General features: G+C 60.6%; 14 protein-coding genes and 2 tRNA genes. 6 read left to right on the plus strand and 10 right to left on the minus strand.

Annotated elements, in window-relative coordinates:
• Nucleotides 1-48: 48 nt before the first annotated feature.
• From MRY75_RS00060 to MRY75_RS00070, 3 genes are read left to right on the plus strand one after another with little or no spacing between them, the layout of a single operon-like run.
• Entirely contained in the window at nucleotides 49-1,017 is a 969-nt protein-coding gene (locus tag MRY75_RS00060; protein ID WP_292305105.1) for an ABC transporter permease, read from the plus strand.
• Nucleotides 1,014-1,919: an ABC transporter permease gene (locus MRY75_RS00065; protein ID WP_292305106.1), complete on the plus strand. Its 906-nt coding sequence runs from the start codon at nucleotides 1,014-1,016 to the stop codon at nucleotides 1,917-1,919. The genes MRY75_RS00060 and MRY75_RS00065 overlap by 4 nt, the downstream gene beginning before the upstream one ends.
• Nucleotides 1,919-3,646 (plus strand): ABC transporter ATP-binding protein, encoded by a 1,728-nt coding sequence (locus MRY75_RS00070; RefSeq protein WP_292305107.1) that lies wholly within the window; start codon nucleotides 1,919-1,921, stop codon nucleotides 3,644-3,646. The genes MRY75_RS00065 and MRY75_RS00070 overlap by 1 nt, the downstream gene beginning before the upstream one ends.
• 127 nt (nucleotides 3,647-3,773) lie before the next feature.
• Here the strand turns inward: MRY75_RS00070 and MRY75_RS00075 are convergent, their stop codons facing one another.
• The 10 genes from MRY75_RS00075 to MRY75_RS00120 form a co-directional block, all read right to left on the minus strand.
• Nucleotides 3,774-4,802 (minus strand): AbrB family transcriptional regulator, encoded by a 1,029-nt coding sequence (locus MRY75_RS00075; protein WP_292305108.1) that lies wholly within the window; start codon nucleotides 4,800-4,802, stop codon nucleotides 3,774-3,776.
• Nucleotides 4,799-5,449: a GntR family transcriptional regulator gene (locus MRY75_RS00080; protein WP_292305109.1), complete on the minus strand. Its 651-nt coding sequence runs from the start codon at nucleotides 5,447-5,449 to the stop codon at nucleotides 4,799-4,801. Before MRY75_RS00080 ends, MRY75_RS00075 begins: the two co-directional genes overlap by 4 nt.
• 119 nt (nucleotides 5,450-5,568) lie before the next feature.
• Nucleotides 5,569-5,850, minus strand: coding sequence for a hypothetical protein (locus MRY75_RS00085; RefSeq protein WP_292305110.1), 282 nt, complete (start codon nucleotides 5,848-5,850; stop codon nucleotides 5,569-5,571).
• A gap of 121 nt (nucleotides 5,851-5,971) precedes the next feature.
• Complete coding sequence (locus MRY75_RS00090) at nucleotides 5,972-6,907, minus strand: AEC family transporter (protein WP_292305111.1); 936 nt, start codon at nucleotides 6,905-6,907, stop codon at nucleotides 5,972-5,974.
• 46 nt (nucleotides 6,908-6,953) lie between these two features.
• The gene (locus MRY75_RS00095) at nucleotides 6,954-7,757 is read right to left on the minus strand and encodes an MBL fold metallo-hydrolase (protein WP_292305112.1); all 804 of its coding nucleotides are present in this window, start codon (nucleotides 7,755-7,757) and stop codon (nucleotides 6,954-6,956) included.
• Nucleotides 7,757-8,560 (minus strand): TatD family hydrolase, encoded by an 804-nt coding sequence (locus MRY75_RS00100; RefSeq protein WP_292305113.1) that lies wholly within the window; start codon nucleotides 8,558-8,560, stop codon nucleotides 7,757-7,759. Before MRY75_RS00100 ends, MRY75_RS00095 begins: the two co-directional genes overlap by 1 nt.
• 43 nt (nucleotides 8,561-8,603) lie before the next feature.
• The gene (locus tag MRY75_RS00105) at nucleotides 8,604-9,731 is read right to left on the minus strand and encodes a DNA polymerase III subunit delta' (RefSeq protein ID WP_292305114.1); all 1,128 of its coding nucleotides are present in this window, start codon (nucleotides 9,729-9,731) and stop codon (nucleotides 8,604-8,606) included.
• Nucleotides 9,728-10,354, minus strand: coding sequence for a dTMP kinase (gene tmk / locus MRY75_RS00110; RefSeq protein WP_292305115.1), 627 nt, complete (start codon nucleotides 10,352-10,354; stop codon nucleotides 9,728-9,730). The genes MRY75_RS00105 and tmk overlap by 4 nt, the downstream gene beginning before the upstream one ends.
• Nucleotides 10,351-11,523, minus strand: a complete 1,173-nt coding sequence (locus tag MRY75_RS00115) for a D-alanyl-D-alanine carboxypeptidase family protein (RefSeq protein ID WP_292305116.1) — start codon at nucleotides 11,521-11,523, stop codon at nucleotides 10,351-10,353. Before MRY75_RS00115 ends, tmk begins: the two co-directional genes overlap by 4 nt.
• 32 nt (nucleotides 11,524-11,555) lie before the next feature.
• A complete protein-coding gene (locus MRY75_RS00120) occupies nucleotides 11,556-12,389 on the minus strand; it encodes an SPOR domain-containing protein (RefSeq protein WP_292305130.1) in 834 nt (277 codons plus the stop codon).
• Between the two features lie 804 nt (nucleotides 12,390-13,193).
• Between MRY75_RS00120 and MRY75_RS00125 the strand changes: the two genes are divergently transcribed.
• From MRY75_RS00125 to MRY75_RS00135, 3 genes are all read left to right on the plus strand, one after another.
• A complete protein-coding gene (locus tag MRY75_RS00125) occupies nucleotides 13,194-15,032 on the plus strand; it encodes a reverse transcriptase domain-containing protein (RefSeq protein WP_292305117.1) in 1,839 nt (612 codons plus the stop codon).
• Nucleotides 15,033-15,043: 11 nt separating this feature from the next.
• Nucleotides 15,044-15,133 (plus strand) — tRNA-Ser (locus MRY75_RS00130).
• 56 nt (nucleotides 15,134-15,189) lie between these two features.
• Nucleotides 15,190-15,293 (plus strand) — tRNA-OTHER (locus MRY75_RS00135).
• The last annotated feature ends 237 nt before the right edge of the window (nucleotides 15,294-15,530 follow it).

Here is a 15,530-nt window from a genome sequence, read left to right on the forward strand (position 1 = left end):
GCCCCGGAGCTCAGAAGAGTACGGGGCGGGTTCCAACGGGATGATCCAGTGCTTTCGTTCATCATCAAACGTGTCGGACAATCCATCCTCGTGCTCTTGATCACGGGGCTGGTCGCGTTTTCCATGTTCACCTTCGTGGGTGATCCGATCGACAACATGCTCGGTCAGGAGCGCACGATGGAAGACGTCGAGCGGCTGCGCCAGCAGCTCGGTCTCGATCAGCCTTTCATCGTTCAGTACTACCGCTTCCTCGAACAGGCCGTGCAAGGCAATTTCGGCGTCTCCTATCGGCAAGGCCGTCCGGTGGCAGAAATCCTGCTCGAACGCGCTCCGGCCACGCTCGAACTGGCAGCGGTATCCGGCATTTTCGCCATCGTGCTGGGCATCGCTCTCGGGGTGTTTACGGCGATCCGACGCGATGGGGTGGCGGCGAACCTGATCATGTCCGCGTCGCTCATCGGTGTCTCGCTTCCGACCTTCCTGATCGGCATCCTGCTGATCTACCTCTTCAGCGTCGAACTGGGATGGCTGCCCAGTTTCGGACGGGGCGAGACCGTGAAGATCGGGGGATGGTCAACCGGCTTTCTCACCGAGTCCGGCCTGAAGGCGCTGATCCTGCCGTCCATCACACTGGGCCTGTACCAGATGACGCTGATCATGCGCCTCGTGCGTTCGGAAATGCTCGAAGTCCTGCGGCAGGACTATATCCGCTTTGCCAAGGCGCGCGGATTGAGCGACCGGGTCATCAACTTCCGTCATGCGCTCAAGAACACGATGGTGCCCGTGATCACCGTGATCGGTCTGCAGCTTGGCTCGATCATCGCCTTTGCCATCATCACTGAGACCGTTTTCCAATGGCCGGGGGTCGGGCTTCTGTTCATCAATGCGATCCAATTCGTCGATATCCCGGTCATGGCGGCCTACCTGATGCTGATTTCCGTAATGTTCGTGGGGATCAACCTGCTGGTGGACATCCTTTATGCGTTCATCGACCCGCGCCTGAGGGTGGCAGCATGACCCGGTTCTTCGAGAGCGACATCTTCTACGCCTTCCGGTCCAGCCCGGTGGCCATCGTGTCGGCCATTGTCACGGCGCTTCTGGTGCTGTCTGCCGTTCTTGCGCCTTTGATCGCACCCACCAACCCGTTCGATCCGGCAAGCCTCAACCTGATGAACGGGTTCACGCCGCCGATGGAGCCCAACGCCTTTACCGGAGACAGCTTTTTCCTCGGCACGGACGACCAGGGGCGGGACGTGTTCTCGACCATTCTCTACGGGTTGCGGATTTCGCTCTTCGTGGGCTTCGCGGCGGTGCTTTTTGCGATGATCCTCGGCATTCTGCTCGGCCTGCTCAGCGGCTATGTCGGCGGGTGGACCGAAACGATCATCATGCGCGCCGCAGATGTTCAGCTGACCTTTCCGTCGATCCTTGTTGCCATGCTGATCTTCGGCATCGCGAAAGGGATCACCCCGGTCGAATACCGGGATCAAATGGCGATCTGGGTGCTGATCCTCGCCATCGGTCTGTCGGATTGGGTGCAGTTCGCGCGTGTGGTCCGCGGCGCGACTCTGGTGGAAAAATCCAAGGATTACGTCGCCGCGGCGCGTCTGATCGGACGGTCCCCTCTGACGATCATGATACGGCACATCCTGCCGAACGTCCTGTCGCCGGTTCTGGTAATTGCAACGATCTCGCTGGCGCTGGCAATCATCGCCGAAGCGACGCTCAGCTTTCTGGGCGTTGGCGCGCCACCGACACAGCCGTCGCTGGGAACGCTCATCCGGATCGGCCAAGGATTCCTCTTTTCGGGGGAGTGGTGGATCCTCTTCTTTCCGGCCTGCACCCTTCTGGCCCTTGCCCTTGCGGTCAACCTGCTGGGTGATTGGCTGCGTGACGCCCTGAACCCGAGGCTCCGGTAATGGCCGAACCTGTTCTTTCGATCCGCAATCTCACCGTCGACATCCCGACGCGGCACGGCCTTTTCAAACCGGTCGAGGGCGTCTCTTACGACATCCGTCCAGGCGAAATTCGGGGCGTCGTCGGAGAGTCCGGTGCCGGCAAGTCCATGACCGGCAACGCGATCATCGGGCTTCTCGATCCACCGGCGCGGATTGCGGACGGGGAAGTGTGGCTCAACGGTCGCCGCATCGACCAGATGGGGGCCGAGGAGAAGCGTCGCATCCGGGGCAAGGAGATCGGCATGATCTTCCAGGACCCTCTGACCTCGCTCAACCCGCTGTTCACTGTCGGCGAGCAACTCGTCGAAACGATCCAGCTGCATCTTGGAGTAAGCCAGAGCGAGGCCAGGAAACGGGCCATTGCGCTGTTGGACCGGGTGCGCATTCCCAACCCCGAAGAGCGGTTCAACCAGTATCCGCACCAGTTCTCGGGCGGCATGCGCCAACGTGTGGTGATCGCACTTGCCCTCTGTTCCGAGCCTTCGGTGATCGTCGCCGACGAGCCGACAACTGCGCTTGATGTCAGCATTCAGGCCCAGGTGCTCGACCTGATCAAGGAACTCGCGCAAGAACGTCAGGTGGGTGTCATCCTTGTGACCCACGACATGGGGGTGATTGCCGATACGACCGATCAGGTGACGGTGATGTATGCCGGGCAAGTCGTCGAGCAGGGGCCCACCGACCAGATCCTGGGTGCGCCGCAACACGAATACACCAAGAGCCTGATCGCCGCCGTCCCGCGCCCACAGGTCAAGCTGCACCGCTTCCCTCAGGTGAGCTATGGCGGGCGGGATACGACTTTCAAGATCGAAGATCTTGCCCGGAACTGGGATCGGTCCGGTGCGTCGAAGACCGGGACATTGCTCGAGGTCAGCGGGCTGACCAAGCGCTTCTTGTCGAAAGGTTCGGTGCTGCCGTCGCGGCGGGAATACTTCACCGCCGTCGATGACGTGAGCTTCGGCATCAAGGATGGCGAAGTGTTCGGTCTGGTGGGCGAATCCGGGTCGGGCAAGTCCACCGTGGCGCGGATGATCGCCACGCTGTACCCGGTCGACGCGGGCACGATCACCTTTGATGGCGATGAGATGACGGCGATGGATGCAGCCGGGCTGGCACGGTACCGGCGTCAGATCCAGATGATTTTCCAGGATCCGTTCTCCTCGCTTAATCCGCGCATGTCCGTCGGCGATATCGTCGCCGAACCGCTCATCCATCACAAACTGCTCCCCCGCGGCGAGATTGCGGGCCGTGTGCGGGAATTGCTGGATCGGGTTGGTTTGGCATCGGACGCGCATCGCAAGTATCCGCATGAGTTCTCGGGCGGACAGCGTCAGCGTATTTCCATTGCCCGCGCCTTGGCGACGCAGCCCCGCTTTCTGATCTGCGACGAGCCGACCTCGGCGCTTGACGTGTCGATTCAGGCGCAGATCCTCAACATCCTGAAAGACCTGCAGGAGTATCTTGGCCTTACGATGCTGTTCATTTCTCACGACCTTCCGGTGGTTCGTCAGATGTGCGACCGCGTCGGTGTCATGCGACAGGGCAAACTGGTCGAAGTTCAGGAAACCGGGGCATTGTTTGAAAGCCCCCGATCCGACTACACGAAAGAGCTTCTGAACCTGATGCCCCGCCTTGAACAATTGTCCGAGGACGAAATCGCAAACCTTCGCGCCAAGGAAACAGGCTGAGTTATTCTCTGCCGTCTTGATGCAACGAATGGTTCGGACCGGATGCGAGTCTCTCGCGACAGGCTGTCTTGACCATATCGGATTCCAGAACCTTGTCAGAATGCGCAAGTTTGCAAAATACAGTTTGCTACTTTGTAAACCGCGTCCGGAACACCCGCGCCGCCAAGGGGGCACCCATGATGACGACGAAAATCCGTAACACATGGTGCGCCACGACAAAGGCCACGTCTGCGCCCACGATCAGCGCGAGAACGGTCAGTTCCGCCTGACCTCCCGGAGCAAAGGCGAGCAGGGTTTCCATTCCGGGGGCAAGGCCAAGACCATAGATCGCCTCGACGAAGATCAGGGTCAGCACGATCAGGATCAGGCAAAAGCCCAGGCCTGCCGCCAGATCCTTGCGGATCTCACCCATTGTGATCCCGGCGTATTTGGTGCCGATGGTCATGCCGATAAAGAACTGTGCCGCCCAGATCGCCTCGGCAGGGGGGCGGTTGTGCAGGCCACCTGCGAGTGTCAGCGCCGCCGTCACGATCAGTGGCCCGAGGATCGACGCACCGAACAGGCCCACCCGTTTCGCCAACCGCCAGCCGGTGATGGCGCAGACAGCCATCAGCAGCAGTTCAAGCGGCGGGATGCTGGTTGCGGGTGCGCCCGGTGGGTTGGACAGGTCCGCCTCCCAGATACCGATGAGCAGGAAAGGCAGGGCGACGACGATCACCATCACCCGTGTCGCATGAATAAGGCTGAGCGCGCGGACATTGGCCCCGGCCTCTTCGCCGAAGATGATCATGTCCTGAAGTCCGCCCGGCATGGTGGCGTAGTAGGCGGTGGCGAAATCGTATCCGCAGAACCGCTGGAAATAGGGCACACCGATGACACCGATCACGGCAACCATGATCGGCACCAAGAGCAGGGTGGGCCACATGGCCGGGAAGGTCGCCAATACGGCAGGGGTCAAGGTGGCGCCAACGGCGACGCCGAGGATCGTTCGCATCGTGTCGTTGAGCGGTTTGAACCCGCGCATCGGGACCCCGGCCAACGCGGCGGCGAGGCAGGCAAAGATCGGCCCCATCAACCATGGCAGGGGCAGGTGCAGCAGCTTGAACAGGGCAACGCCTGTGCCGGCAATGGCAAAGGTCCGCAGGATCACGATCACGTGGCGATCCCCTTGAGCCTGTAGCGAAGCGAGGTCTGCAGATGTGCTTCGGCCGCATCGGCAGCACGGTCGCCATCGCGCTGGCGCAGGGCGGTGATCACATCGCCGTGCTGCGAGACGACGACGCGGATGCGGTCGGGGTCAAGATAGGTGGTCGGCCCCAGCAGGATCAGCGCGTTGTTGATTGCCTCAGCCGAGGCCAGCAGGAAGCGGTTGCGGGCGGCACGGTAGAGCGCTTCGTGAAAGTCCTGATTGATGGCGGCACCCAGCGTCGGAGTGTCCTGCGCATCGAGGATTCGGGCGTTCATATCGTCCAGCGCGTCGAATTCAGCCGCGGAGCCATGCTGTGCCGCCATGCGGGCGGCGGTGCGTTCCAGAACGATGCGCATCTCGTAAAGCTCGACCACTTCGGTCCGCGAAAGTTTCCGGATCACCGCTCCGATGCGGGGGCGGTGTTCGACAATCCCGCTGAGTTCAAGCCGCCGCAGCGCTTCGCGCACCGGTGTCCGGGACAGGCCGAGCCGCTGTGCCACGTCCTCTTCGCGCAGCCGGTCACCGGGGGCGAACTCACCGCCGCGCAGGGCGTCGATCAGGCTGGCATAGGCTGCCTCGCCGCTGGAGAAAGGGGATTTCTTTGGATCGGTCATTTTGTATCCGTTTGGATACAATTCTTATGCGCGAAGCGCGGGTGCATGTCAAATACACTGTGCGACATGCAAAACGCGCCGACACGGCGGCGCGTTTGTCCTGTGTTGCAATGTGAGGATCAGTCTGCCTGGGACAGCTGGAACGGCTGAGGCGTAATGCCGTGTACGTTTGCATGTTCCAAAGCCCCCGCCTTCTGCAGTTCCTCATGCACCAGCAAGAGCTTCATCCCGTGGGCCAGATCGCTCCGGTCGTGAATGGCACGGATCCGGTTTTCCGCATTGGTGTCCAGCTGGCTCAGATCGAAATCCGTGACATAGGTGCCGATCACCTCGGGCAGGGTCTCGGCCGACAGAGTCAGCGGCATCAGCGTCAGCAGAAATGTTGCAATCATGCGGGTCATGGTTCGGGTTCCGTTTGGCAGCGGTTCACCAAGGAAACGCGAACCTTCGGCACAAGGTTCCGCAACCGGGCCACCGGGTTTCGGGGCAAGGCTGTGCAACGCCGCTAAATCTAGAGGATGTTCAGGGCAGGGTGCCTAACCAGAACCAGGCCGTGATCACGGAAAGTGCACTGGCGGCCAGCACCGAGGACGCCACCACCCTGCGGGCACGACCATAGATATTGGCGAAGACATAGCAATTGACGCCCGGTGCCATCGCGGCGGTCAAGACCGCGCTTCTGAAGGCGCTGTCGTCGAGATTGAAGGCGGTGCCGAGGGTCCATGTGATCGACGGGTGCAAGAGCAGGCTGATCGCGCAGATGAACAGGATGATCCGCAAATCCCCTTCGGGCCGGTAGCGATAGAGCACGCCCCCCATCGCGAAGAGCGCGGCGGGCAGGGCGGTGCGCACCATCATGTCGAGCGCATCGGTGAAGGTCGCCGGTAGCGTGACGTTCAGAACGTTGAACACCGCGCCCAGAGCGATGCCGACAACCAGAGCGTTCCGGAACATGGCCTTGACCACGGTCACGGGCAAATCGCGGTTCGGTTTGCCGGTGGCGCGGGCGCGGACGAATTCCATGGTGGTGATGCCCAAGCCATAGCAGATGGGCGAATGCAGCGCGATGATCGCGTAGTTGGCGGCCAGCGCGTCCGGCCCGAAGGCGCGTTCCGTGATCGCGAGGCCCAGAAGGACGGAATTCGCGAAAAGGCAGGTAAAGCCGATCGCCACCGCATCTTCCCAGTCGCGCTTGAACAGGTAATGCGCGCCCAGAAGACCGACGAAGAAGCAGGTCAGGGACCCGGAATAGAAGCTGACCAGAAGCGGCAGCGAAAAGCTGTCCCCAAGGTCCAGTGTCCAGATCGCTCGGAACAACAGACAGGGGATAGCGACGTTCTGGGTAAAGGACATCAGCCCGTCGATGGAGGCCGCCGACAGCAGCCCGCGCCACGCCACCAGGTAGCCGAAGCCGACGACCAGAAAGACTGGCAGAATGATGTCGAGCAGCGCCTGCATCAGCCGCGCGCCCGTACGGTACGACCGCCGTATCGCACGGTTGGGGTCACGCCAGCGGCTGCGTGATCACCATGCCGTCATAGGCCGGTGTGATGTGGTCGGGGGTCTCGGCCTCGACGGTCGCGTAGTCGAGGTCGATATGCATGTTGGTCAGCACGCCTTTGCGCGGTTTGGCCCGGTCCATCCATTCCAGCGACTGCGCCAGATGCGCATGGGTCGGGTGCGGATCGCGGCGCAGGGCGTCGAGGATCCAGACATCGAGGTCCTGCAGATGATCGGTCCAGACATCATCGGGGATTTTGGCGACATCCGGCAGGTAGGCCAGATCGCCGATGCGGAACCCCAAGGCGTCGATGCTGCCGTGGTTGACCTTGAACGGGGTCAGGGTGACCGTGCCGCCTGCGCCGTCAATGCTCACAGGACCGTCGATGGTGTTCATGTCGAGGATCGGCGGATACGGGCTGTCCGAGGGTTGCACAAAGGCATAGCCGAAACGCGAGAAGAGATCGTTCTGCGTGTCGCCATCGGCCCAGACCTGCAGCCGCTTGCGCATGTTGAAGACGATCATCCGCAGGTCATCCAACCCGTGCACATGGTCGGCATGGCTGTGGGTGTAGACCACCGCGTCCAGCTCTCCGACCCCGGCGCTGAGCAGTTGCGCGCGCATGTCGGGGCTGGTGTCGATCAGGACGCGGGTGGTGCCTGCGTCGGTCACACGTTCGACCAGCATGGAACAGCGGCGGCGGGTGTTCTTGGGGTTGTCGGGATCACATGCGCCCCAGAGGCCACCAAGGCGGGGCACTCCGCCTGAGGATCCGCAGCCGAGGATGGTAAAGCGCATCTCGCCCATTATGCGGCGGCCTCATATTGCGCGGCTTTCCAGAACAGGCGGTCGAAATTGGCCTCGGTCCGGGCGGCGAAATCGGCATAGTCCATGCCGTAGATCTCGGCTCCGACGCGGGCGGTGTGTGCGGTGTAGGCCGGTTCATTGCGCTTGCCGCGATGGGGCGGGGGCGCGAGGTAGGGGCTGTCGGTTTCCACCAGCACGCGGTCCACCGGGGCGGCCGCGAAGATGTCGCGCAGCTCTTGGCTTTTGGGGAAGGCGGCGATGCCGGACATGGAGAGGTAGAAGCCAAGGTCCAATGCCGCGCGGGCCAGTTCGGCGGATGAGGAAAAGCAATGCATCACGCAGGTATAGGGCTTGGTCTTGAACCCATCTGTGAGGATGTACGCCATGTCGTCATCTGCCGCGCGGGCGTGGATGATGAGCGGCAGGCCGGTTTCCTGCGCCGCCTCGATATGCACCTTCAGCGAGGTTTTCTGAATGTCGGCGCTTTCGGCGGTGTAGTGGTAATCGAGCCCGGTTTCCCCGATGCCGACGAATTTCGGATGCTGTGCCAGCTTGACCAGTTCATCGACGGTTGTCAGCGGTTCATCCGCCGCACTCATCGGATGGGTGCCTGCGGCGTAGAACACCGGGTCGAACGCTTCGGCAATCGCGCGGACCTGCGGCTCAAGGCGCAGGCGGGTGCAGATCGTGACCATGCGGCGCACGCCCGCGTCGAGCGCCCGGGCGATCACCTCGGGGCGTTCGTCGTTGAAATCCGGGAAGTCCAGATGGCAATGGCTGTCGGTGATCTGTGGTATAGACATGAGGCTGGTATCAGGGATGCAGGCAGGGGCGTCAAGACGTGGCTTACGACCTGGGGCAGCCCTCTTGCAGGGCAAGGAAGCTGGCGAGCAGGAGCGATCCCGCCTCGACATTCACCGCGCGCCCATGGCGCAGGCGTTCACCCTGATCCTGTGCCAGTTGCGCCCATTGCCGGGCAGCCGTGGGGGACGGGCAGAGACGCTGGAAGGTCTCTGCCTCGTCTGGTGCGGCTTCGGGTGAGGGCGGTTGGCCTGTCGCGCCCGTTCGGGCAAGACGGGTCAGGGCGCGGTCGAAGAGGCCCAGAAGCAGGTCGAGCCGCTCTTCCTTGCCGCGCCCGGCGGCGCTTTCAGCCAGCGCGATGGCGTGCGGACGGCTGAGATTGGGCAGGGTGGAAAGCAGTTTGACGAGATCCGCGTAAAGTTTCAGCCCGTCCTGCTGCATCAGGCGCACGGCTTCGCCGACCGACCCGCCGGACAGCGCGGCCAAAGCGGCGGGGTCGGACACGGTCTGGTCGATCTCGGTTGCCGCAAGCGCCTGCGCCATGTCGGCGGCGTTGAGTGGTGCCAGCCGCAATTCGCGGCAGCGGGACCGGATGGTCGGCAAAAGCCGCGAGGGCTGGTGGCTGACCAAAAGCAGCGTCGTGCGGTCCGGCGGTTCCTCCAGCAGTTTGAGGATCGCGTTGGCCGCGCTGACGTTCATGTCGTCGGCAGCGTCGACAATCACGACGCGGCGCCCGCCATCGGCAGAGGACAGCGCAAAGAACCCCTTGAGCTTGCGCACTTCATCCACGGTGATCTGGGCCTTCAGGCGTTTCGCCTTGTCGTCATATGGACGGCGCAAGGCAAAAAGACCGGGTTCCGAGCCTGCGAGGATTCGCCGTGCAACCGGGTGGTCTGATGCGATATGGAGATCGGTCGGGGGGGGCGGGGCACCGAAGAGGCCATCGTCCTGTGCGATGGGCGTGGCCAGCAGAAACCGCGCGATCTGCCAGGCGAGCGTGGCCTTGCCCACCCCGCGTGGGCCTGTGATCAGCCAGCCGTGATGCAATCGGTCAGAGCTGAAGGCCTGCAGGAAATCCGCCTGCGCGGCGTCCTGACCATAGAGTTTGACGGTCTCGCGCGGATGCGGCGCGCCGTCGATGCGGTCTGGTTCTGGCTGTGTTGCGTCACTCATGTCAGATGCGGGCTTACCGCAGCCCAGACATCCTCTGCAACGCTGTCCGCATCCCGCGCGCCGTCGATCACGCGGAAGCGGTCGGCGTATTCCTGGGCGAGATCAAGAAAGCCGGCGCGCATCGCCATCTGCAGCGAGGCACCGAAATCCTCGAACCGTTCTTCCAGCGTCTTGCGGGCTTTGGCGCGGCTGAGCCCCACCTCGGGGTCCATGTCGATCAGAAGGGTCAGGTCCGGCTCCACCCCGATCATCAGGTCATGCAGCGCGTCGACCTTGGCCCGCAGGTTGCCGCGCGAAAGGCCCTGATACATGCGGGTGCTGTCAGCAAAGCGGTCGCAGATCACGACCTTGCCCGCCTCAAGCGCGGGCTGGATCGTGCGTTCCAGATGGTCGCGGCGGGCGGCGGTGAAAAGCAGGATCTCAGTCTCGGCAGACCAGCGGTCGGGATCGCCTTGCAGGACGAGCGCGCGGATTTCCTCGGCCCCCGGTGATCCACCCGGTTCGCGGGTATGGATTACATCGACGCCCTGCGCGCGGAGCCGGTCTGCCAGCATCCGCGCCTGTGTGGATTTGCCCGAGCCATCAATCCCTTCAAAGCTGATGAACAGCCCGGATCGGCTCACATCGTGCCCTCGGCCGGGGCTTGCAGGCGGCTCAGCAGCACCTGCGACACGCTCATCATGCGGGCGACAAAGCCGCTCGCCGGCACGGCGCTGGCCGCAAAGAGCGGAATGCGATGCTCAGGCAGGCCCTCCGGGCTGATGATCAGCTCGGCCAGTTGCCGCCCTTCCGCGATCGGCGCCTCGATCGGCCCTGTATAGACCACTTCGGCGGTGACACCTTGGCCGGGCGTGTTCGGCAAGAGCAGGGTGACATCCTCTTTCGCCATCAGCCCGACTGTGTCGCTGGCCCCCATCCAGACATCGGCCTCGGCCACCACGGCACCGGCGCGGGTCACGGTCTTTTCAGCGAACTGGCGGAAGGCCCAGTTGACGATGGACTCGGATTCCTGCGCACGAGCCTGTGCCGTGTCGAGCCCCGTGATGGTGAAGATCACCCGCCGGTCGCCCTGCTTGGCCGATCCGACCAGCCCATAGCCCGCTTCCTGGGTATGGCCTGTCTTGAGACCGTCCGCACCGATATCCAGCGCCAGAAGCGGGTTGCGATTGAACCGGTTGGAGGATTCAGCCTCGTCGAACAGAAACTCCTTCTCGGCGAACATCGGATAGAAATCCGGGAAGTCTTCGATGATGCGTTGGGCCAGAAGCGTGAGATCGCGCATCGACATCACATGGCCTTCGGCAGGCCAGCCGCTCGAATTCTTGAAGATCGAATTGGTCATGCCCATCTGCTGCGCGCGCTGGGTCATCATGCGGGCGAAGCCGGCCTCGGTGCCGTCGGGCGACAGCGCTTCGGCCAGCACGACGCAGGCGTCATTGCCCGACAGAACGATGATCCCGCGGATCAGGTCCTCGACAGTGACGCGTTCACCCTGGCGCAGAAACAGCGTCGAGCCGCCAAAGGAATTGGCATGGGCCGAGACGGGCAGTTCCTCGTCAAGCCGCAACCGCCCGTCGCGCACCGCCTCAAAGGTGATGTAGAGCGTCATCAGCTTGGACATGGATGCGGGTGGCATCGGGACATCCGCATTCTTGGCCAGAAGGACGGTCCCGGTCTTTTCGTCCAGCACGAAGGCGGCCGAGGCGCGGGTGTCGAAGGCGCTGGCTGAGCTTGTCGACAACAGCAGCGCGGCAAGGCCGGCGGAGACGAAGGCGCGGTATTTGCGGATCATGGCAGCTCTCCTGTCATACCTGCGGGGTCGGATCAGTTGGTGACGGCATAGGCGTCGGTAAAGCCGGTATCCTTGATCTTGGCAAGCAGAGCGCTGCGCTCTGCGCGGGTCTGTGCCGGTCCGACAAGCACGCGCCAGAAGGTTTTGCCGCTCGAGGATTGTTCAAGAACAGTGGGCACCATGCCAGCCTGGCGCATCGCGGTGGCGGTATTGTTGGCGTTCTGTTCGATGCTGAAGATGCCGATCTGGATGAAGGGCTTGTCGAGCGTCGATGTCGCAGGGGCCGGGGCTGCTGCGGGGGCAGGGGGCGGTGCCGCATCAAGGGCTGCGGCCGCGGATTCGGCAATCGGGTCGAGCGTCGTTTCGGCCACGTCGGTGGGCGCGTCAAAGCCGCCGTCTCCGATGGGGGCATCCTGCGGCGGGGCAGATGTGGCGTCGTCCGGCACTTCCTCGCGGCGCAGGGCCACCACGTTGAGTTGCGTCGGCGCGCCTGCCAGAACCCCAAGGGCTGCTGCGGCATCGGAGGAGATCTGCAGGCGCGGACCGGGGGTTTCGCGTTCCTTGCGGAACAGCGCGCCGATCACGAAATTGCCGTTTGTTTCGTTGCGGATGATCACCCGCTCGGGTTCGGACACGTCGGGATGCGCGGCCCAGACACCGCCCAGCGACGGGCGCCCGTCCCAGAGACCATTCTCGCTGACCGAGAACACTTCGGGCGCTTCGACATCGCGTTCCACCAGCCGCGTCGACCGGGTGCCCGGAGCTGCGGTGCCATCGGTGGCAGACGCCCCCTGGCCCCCCTGCAGGAATGCCGGCAGATTGGCCCCGTCGCAGGCGACCAGCGCAATCAGCGCCACCCCGCACATCGCGGTCGCGCGCGCCCTGCGCCAGAGCGGAGAGTTGGTGATCGTGCTGTCCATTGCCTGCTCGCCTTCTGCTATGCCCATTCGGGCGCATGTCCGGGCATGACACCCCGCGCCGCTCTTTCTTTTGCGCAAAGCTTACAGGCTTCGATGCGTCAAGAAAAGTCTGACGGTGGCAATGCGCAGATTTTCCCCCGACGCCGCTTTCAGAATCGCAGACGTGGGGCTATGTCACTCGCCACCGGAGGTTTGGCAGAGTGGTCGAATGCGGCGGTCTTGAAAGTGCGCCGATTTCGGCGTGAAATTGGTAGAATAGGAGTCTATTCCACACTGTGTGAATGTGTGTAAAACACCGCGGTTAGGTCGGATCGAAAGAGAAGGCTGAACATAGCATCCGTGGAAAAGCGGCGTTGAGGCGAACGAGTTGTAGCCAAGGAGAACGCCGCAGTTAAGTTGCATATGGTTAAATCTACACTGATTGAACCCCAGTCTATCCGGGACCACTGCGACCCTTGACGGAAAAACTCGCGATACCGTCGACTTTGCTCAGAGGAAAAGGTTTTCAAGTTTCCTCTGCCACACAGCAAAGGGAAGCATGCGCGAAGCATGCCAACGGACGAAACGGGAACCTAAGTGCAACCTATAACCAGTTTCTCGCAAAATTCGGGAATGCCTAAGGGGAGTAATCCCTATGGTATCGGAGTCGCCGTAGTAGTCGTTCCGCTGTGCGGTATAATGACGGTTGTAATGATCGTAGAAGACGAAGGGCGACAGGTTCTCAGCTGAAGGATGAGGAGGTTTATCCGGATGGATAACAAAGGCCTATTAAGACTTCAGAAACTGAAGACGCTGAATGCTGACCCTAACTGGGAAAACAAAGATCTATACCGTCTGATGTATATGGAAGAACTCTATATCATCGCCTACGAAAAGATCAAAAGTGAACCCGGTAACATGACTGCGGGGGCGGATAACAAAACCATTGATGGCTTCTCTATGTCGACCATCAATAACACTATCCGCAAGATGAAGGACCAGAGTTTCGATTTTACCAGAGCAAGAAGGATGCATATCCCCAAAGCGAACGGTAAGACGAGGCCCTTGGGAATTCCCTCCCCCAAAGACAAAATCGTTCAAGAGGTCATTCGAATGATTCTCGAATGCATCTATGATGGCTCCACGCCAACATTCTCTGAACGATCTCATGGCTTCCGCGATGGAAGAGGGACACACAGTTGCCTACAGGTCGTTCGTTCATGGAACGCTGTTTCATGGTTCATCGAAGGAGACATCAAAGGATGCTTCGATAATGTGGACCACCACGTTCTCATGGATATCCTGAAGAGGCGGATCAAGGATCAACGATTTTTGGACCTAATCTGGAAAACTCTTAGGGCGGGGTATATGGAGGGTAACATCCACCATAACTCCATCATCGGGACTCCCCAAGGGAGTATCGTTAGTCCTATTTTGGCTAATATCTACTTACATGAGTTTGATATGTGGGTAGAGGACTGGATCGCCAATCACGAGAAGTCCCAACGTAAACGGACCAACCCGGAATACACGTATTACGTCAAAGAGCTGAACAGGATCAAGAATGGCAAGAAACGTGTCTCTCCAGAGAGATACGCCGAACTCGTCAAGGGGAAACTCCACACCCCATCTCTAATGCACAACGACCCCGAACATATCCGGGTAGTATACGTGCGCTACGCTGACGACTGGCTAACAGCTATCGACGGACCCCGCCACTTGGCGGAGAAATTCAAAGCCGAAGCCACCGAGTTTTTCCTTGGAAAACTCAAACTGGAACTCAGCGATGAGAAGACGGCCATCAGGAACGCCAGGAAAGAAGAAGCTGTTTTTCTCGGAACCAGTATAACTATCGGTTCTGGAGACAATATTGTTCAACGCAGCTTACCACCTCGTGGCAAAACGCTGATCAAACGTCGGACAAATACTGCCCACCTCACTTACATGAGGATGCCTACTGAGAAAATTCTTAAAAGGCTTCGGGAAAATGGCTTTATCGACGGCACCAACCAGCCCCAAGCACGACGCGCTTGGATCAACAAAGAAGACTGGGAAATCGTAGAAGCCTACAATGGCATTATACGAGGCTACCGGAACTACTATTCATTCGTGGATAATCCGCGTAGCCTTCACTACCTCCAGTATCTTCTTCAATATTCGTGTGCAAAAACCCTCTGCAACCAAAAGAGAATTTCCTTACGGAAACTCTTCCGGAAGCACGGGGTTGGATGCAAAGTCCCCAAGAAATGGGATAAAGACGGAAAGGTCATCAAGTTTTCTGAACTTGCGCTACAACGCAGCTTCAAGAAAAATCGGATGGATTTCAAATGTGGCAAAGGTCCCTCGGATCAAGTCACACTTGGGATTAAATACCTTACACGAACAAAGCTGGACGAAGACTGTGTAATCTGCGGAGAGACCGAAGGCATCCAGATGCACCACGTCAAACATCTCCGAAAAGATAAGGCAAAAGGCTTCACGCGGATCTTGCAGGCTATCAACCGTAAACAAGTCCCGGTCTGTCATAAATGCCATGTGGGTATTCACATCGGCTCCTACGATGGAATCTCCATCAAGGACTTGGCAAACCCGGCTGTTGCACGTAAGTAGTAGCGGATTGAGGAGCAGTGGCAGAGTGGTCGATTGCGTTCGACTTGAAATCGAATGAACGTTCGCGCGTTCCGTGGGTTCGAATCCCACCTGCTCCTCCATTAGCGCGTATGGAGAACTGGAGAGCCGTGTGCTGTGAAAGCCGCAAGCACGGTTCGGAGGGGGGTTGTTGGTTATCCTGTCTCAACAGGACCCGGCAGCCTACCCTACACCGTTGGGCGTGAGAGCGTCCCCAGGGTTCGAATCCCTGAGCCTCCGCCATTGAATCGCATCAAATATTTGATATTATTGTGTTTTGCGGGCGGCATTTGGTCTCTTGCAGCCTTCCTTGCCACCATCGTGGCCGCCATTGCGTGCATCTCTTTGCATTCGTCCCAGACTCGTTTTGAGGTCTGGGTCGGGGAAGAGTGAAGAGGTGTTTAACCGAGTATTTTCGGGGAGTCTAAGCAATCGACCGTCAGCTGGGGCATGCGCGTGGCGACGCGACGGCCAAGTCGG

This window comes from Marivita sp. (genome assembly GCF_022763305.1).
GTDB lineage: Bacteria > Pseudomonadota > Alphaproteobacteria > Rhodobacterales > Rhodobacteraceae > Marivita.

What these genes read in the sequence shown, in the direction of transcription:
- MRY75_RS00080 (WP_292305109.1), bottom strand. Translation starts at nt 5,449, where the DNA reads ATGACCGATCCAAAGAAATCCCCTTTCTCCAGCGGCGAGGCAGCCTAT.
- MRY75_RS00120 (WP_292305130.1), bottom strand. Translation starts at nt 12,389, where the DNA reads ATGTGCGGGGTGGCGCTGATTGCGCTGGTCGCCTGCGACGGGGCCAAT.
- MRY75_RS00065 (WP_292305106.1), top strand. Translation starts at nt 1,014, where the DNA reads ATGACCCGGTTCTTCGAGAGCGACATCTTCTACGCCTTCCGGTCCAGC.
- MRY75_RS00125 (WP_292305117.1), top strand. Translation starts at nt 13,194, where the DNA reads ATGGATAACAAAGGCCTATTAAGACTTCAGAAACTGAAGACGCTGAAT.
- MRY75_RS00115 (WP_292305116.1), bottom strand. Translation starts at nt 11,523, where the DNA reads ATGATCCGCAAATACCGCGCCTTCGTCTCCGCCGGCCTTGCCGCGCTG.
- MRY75_RS00105 (WP_292305114.1), bottom strand. Translation starts at nt 9,731, where the DNA reads ATGAGTGACGCAACACAGCCAGAACCAGACCGCATCGACGGCGCGCCG.
- MRY75_RS00070 (WP_292305107.1), top strand. Translation starts at nt 1,919, where the DNA reads ATGGCCGAACCTGTTCTTTCGATCCGCAATCTCACCGTCGACATCCCG.
- MRY75_RS00085 (WP_292305110.1), bottom strand. Translation starts at nt 5,850, where the DNA reads ATGACCCGCATGATTGCAACATTTCTGCTGACGCTGATGCCGCTGACT.
- MRY75_RS00100 (WP_292305113.1), bottom strand. Translation starts at nt 8,560, where the DNA reads ATGTCTATACCACAGATCACCGACAGCCATTGCCATCTGGACTTCCCG.
- MRY75_RS00095 (WP_292305112.1), bottom strand. Translation starts at nt 7,757, where the DNA reads ATGGGCGAGATGCGCTTTACCATCCTCGGCTGCGGATCCTCAGGCGGA.
- MRY75_RS00090 (WP_292305111.1), bottom strand. Translation starts at nt 6,907, where the DNA reads ATGCAGGCGCTGCTCGACATCATTCTGCCAGTCTTTCTGGTCGTCGGC.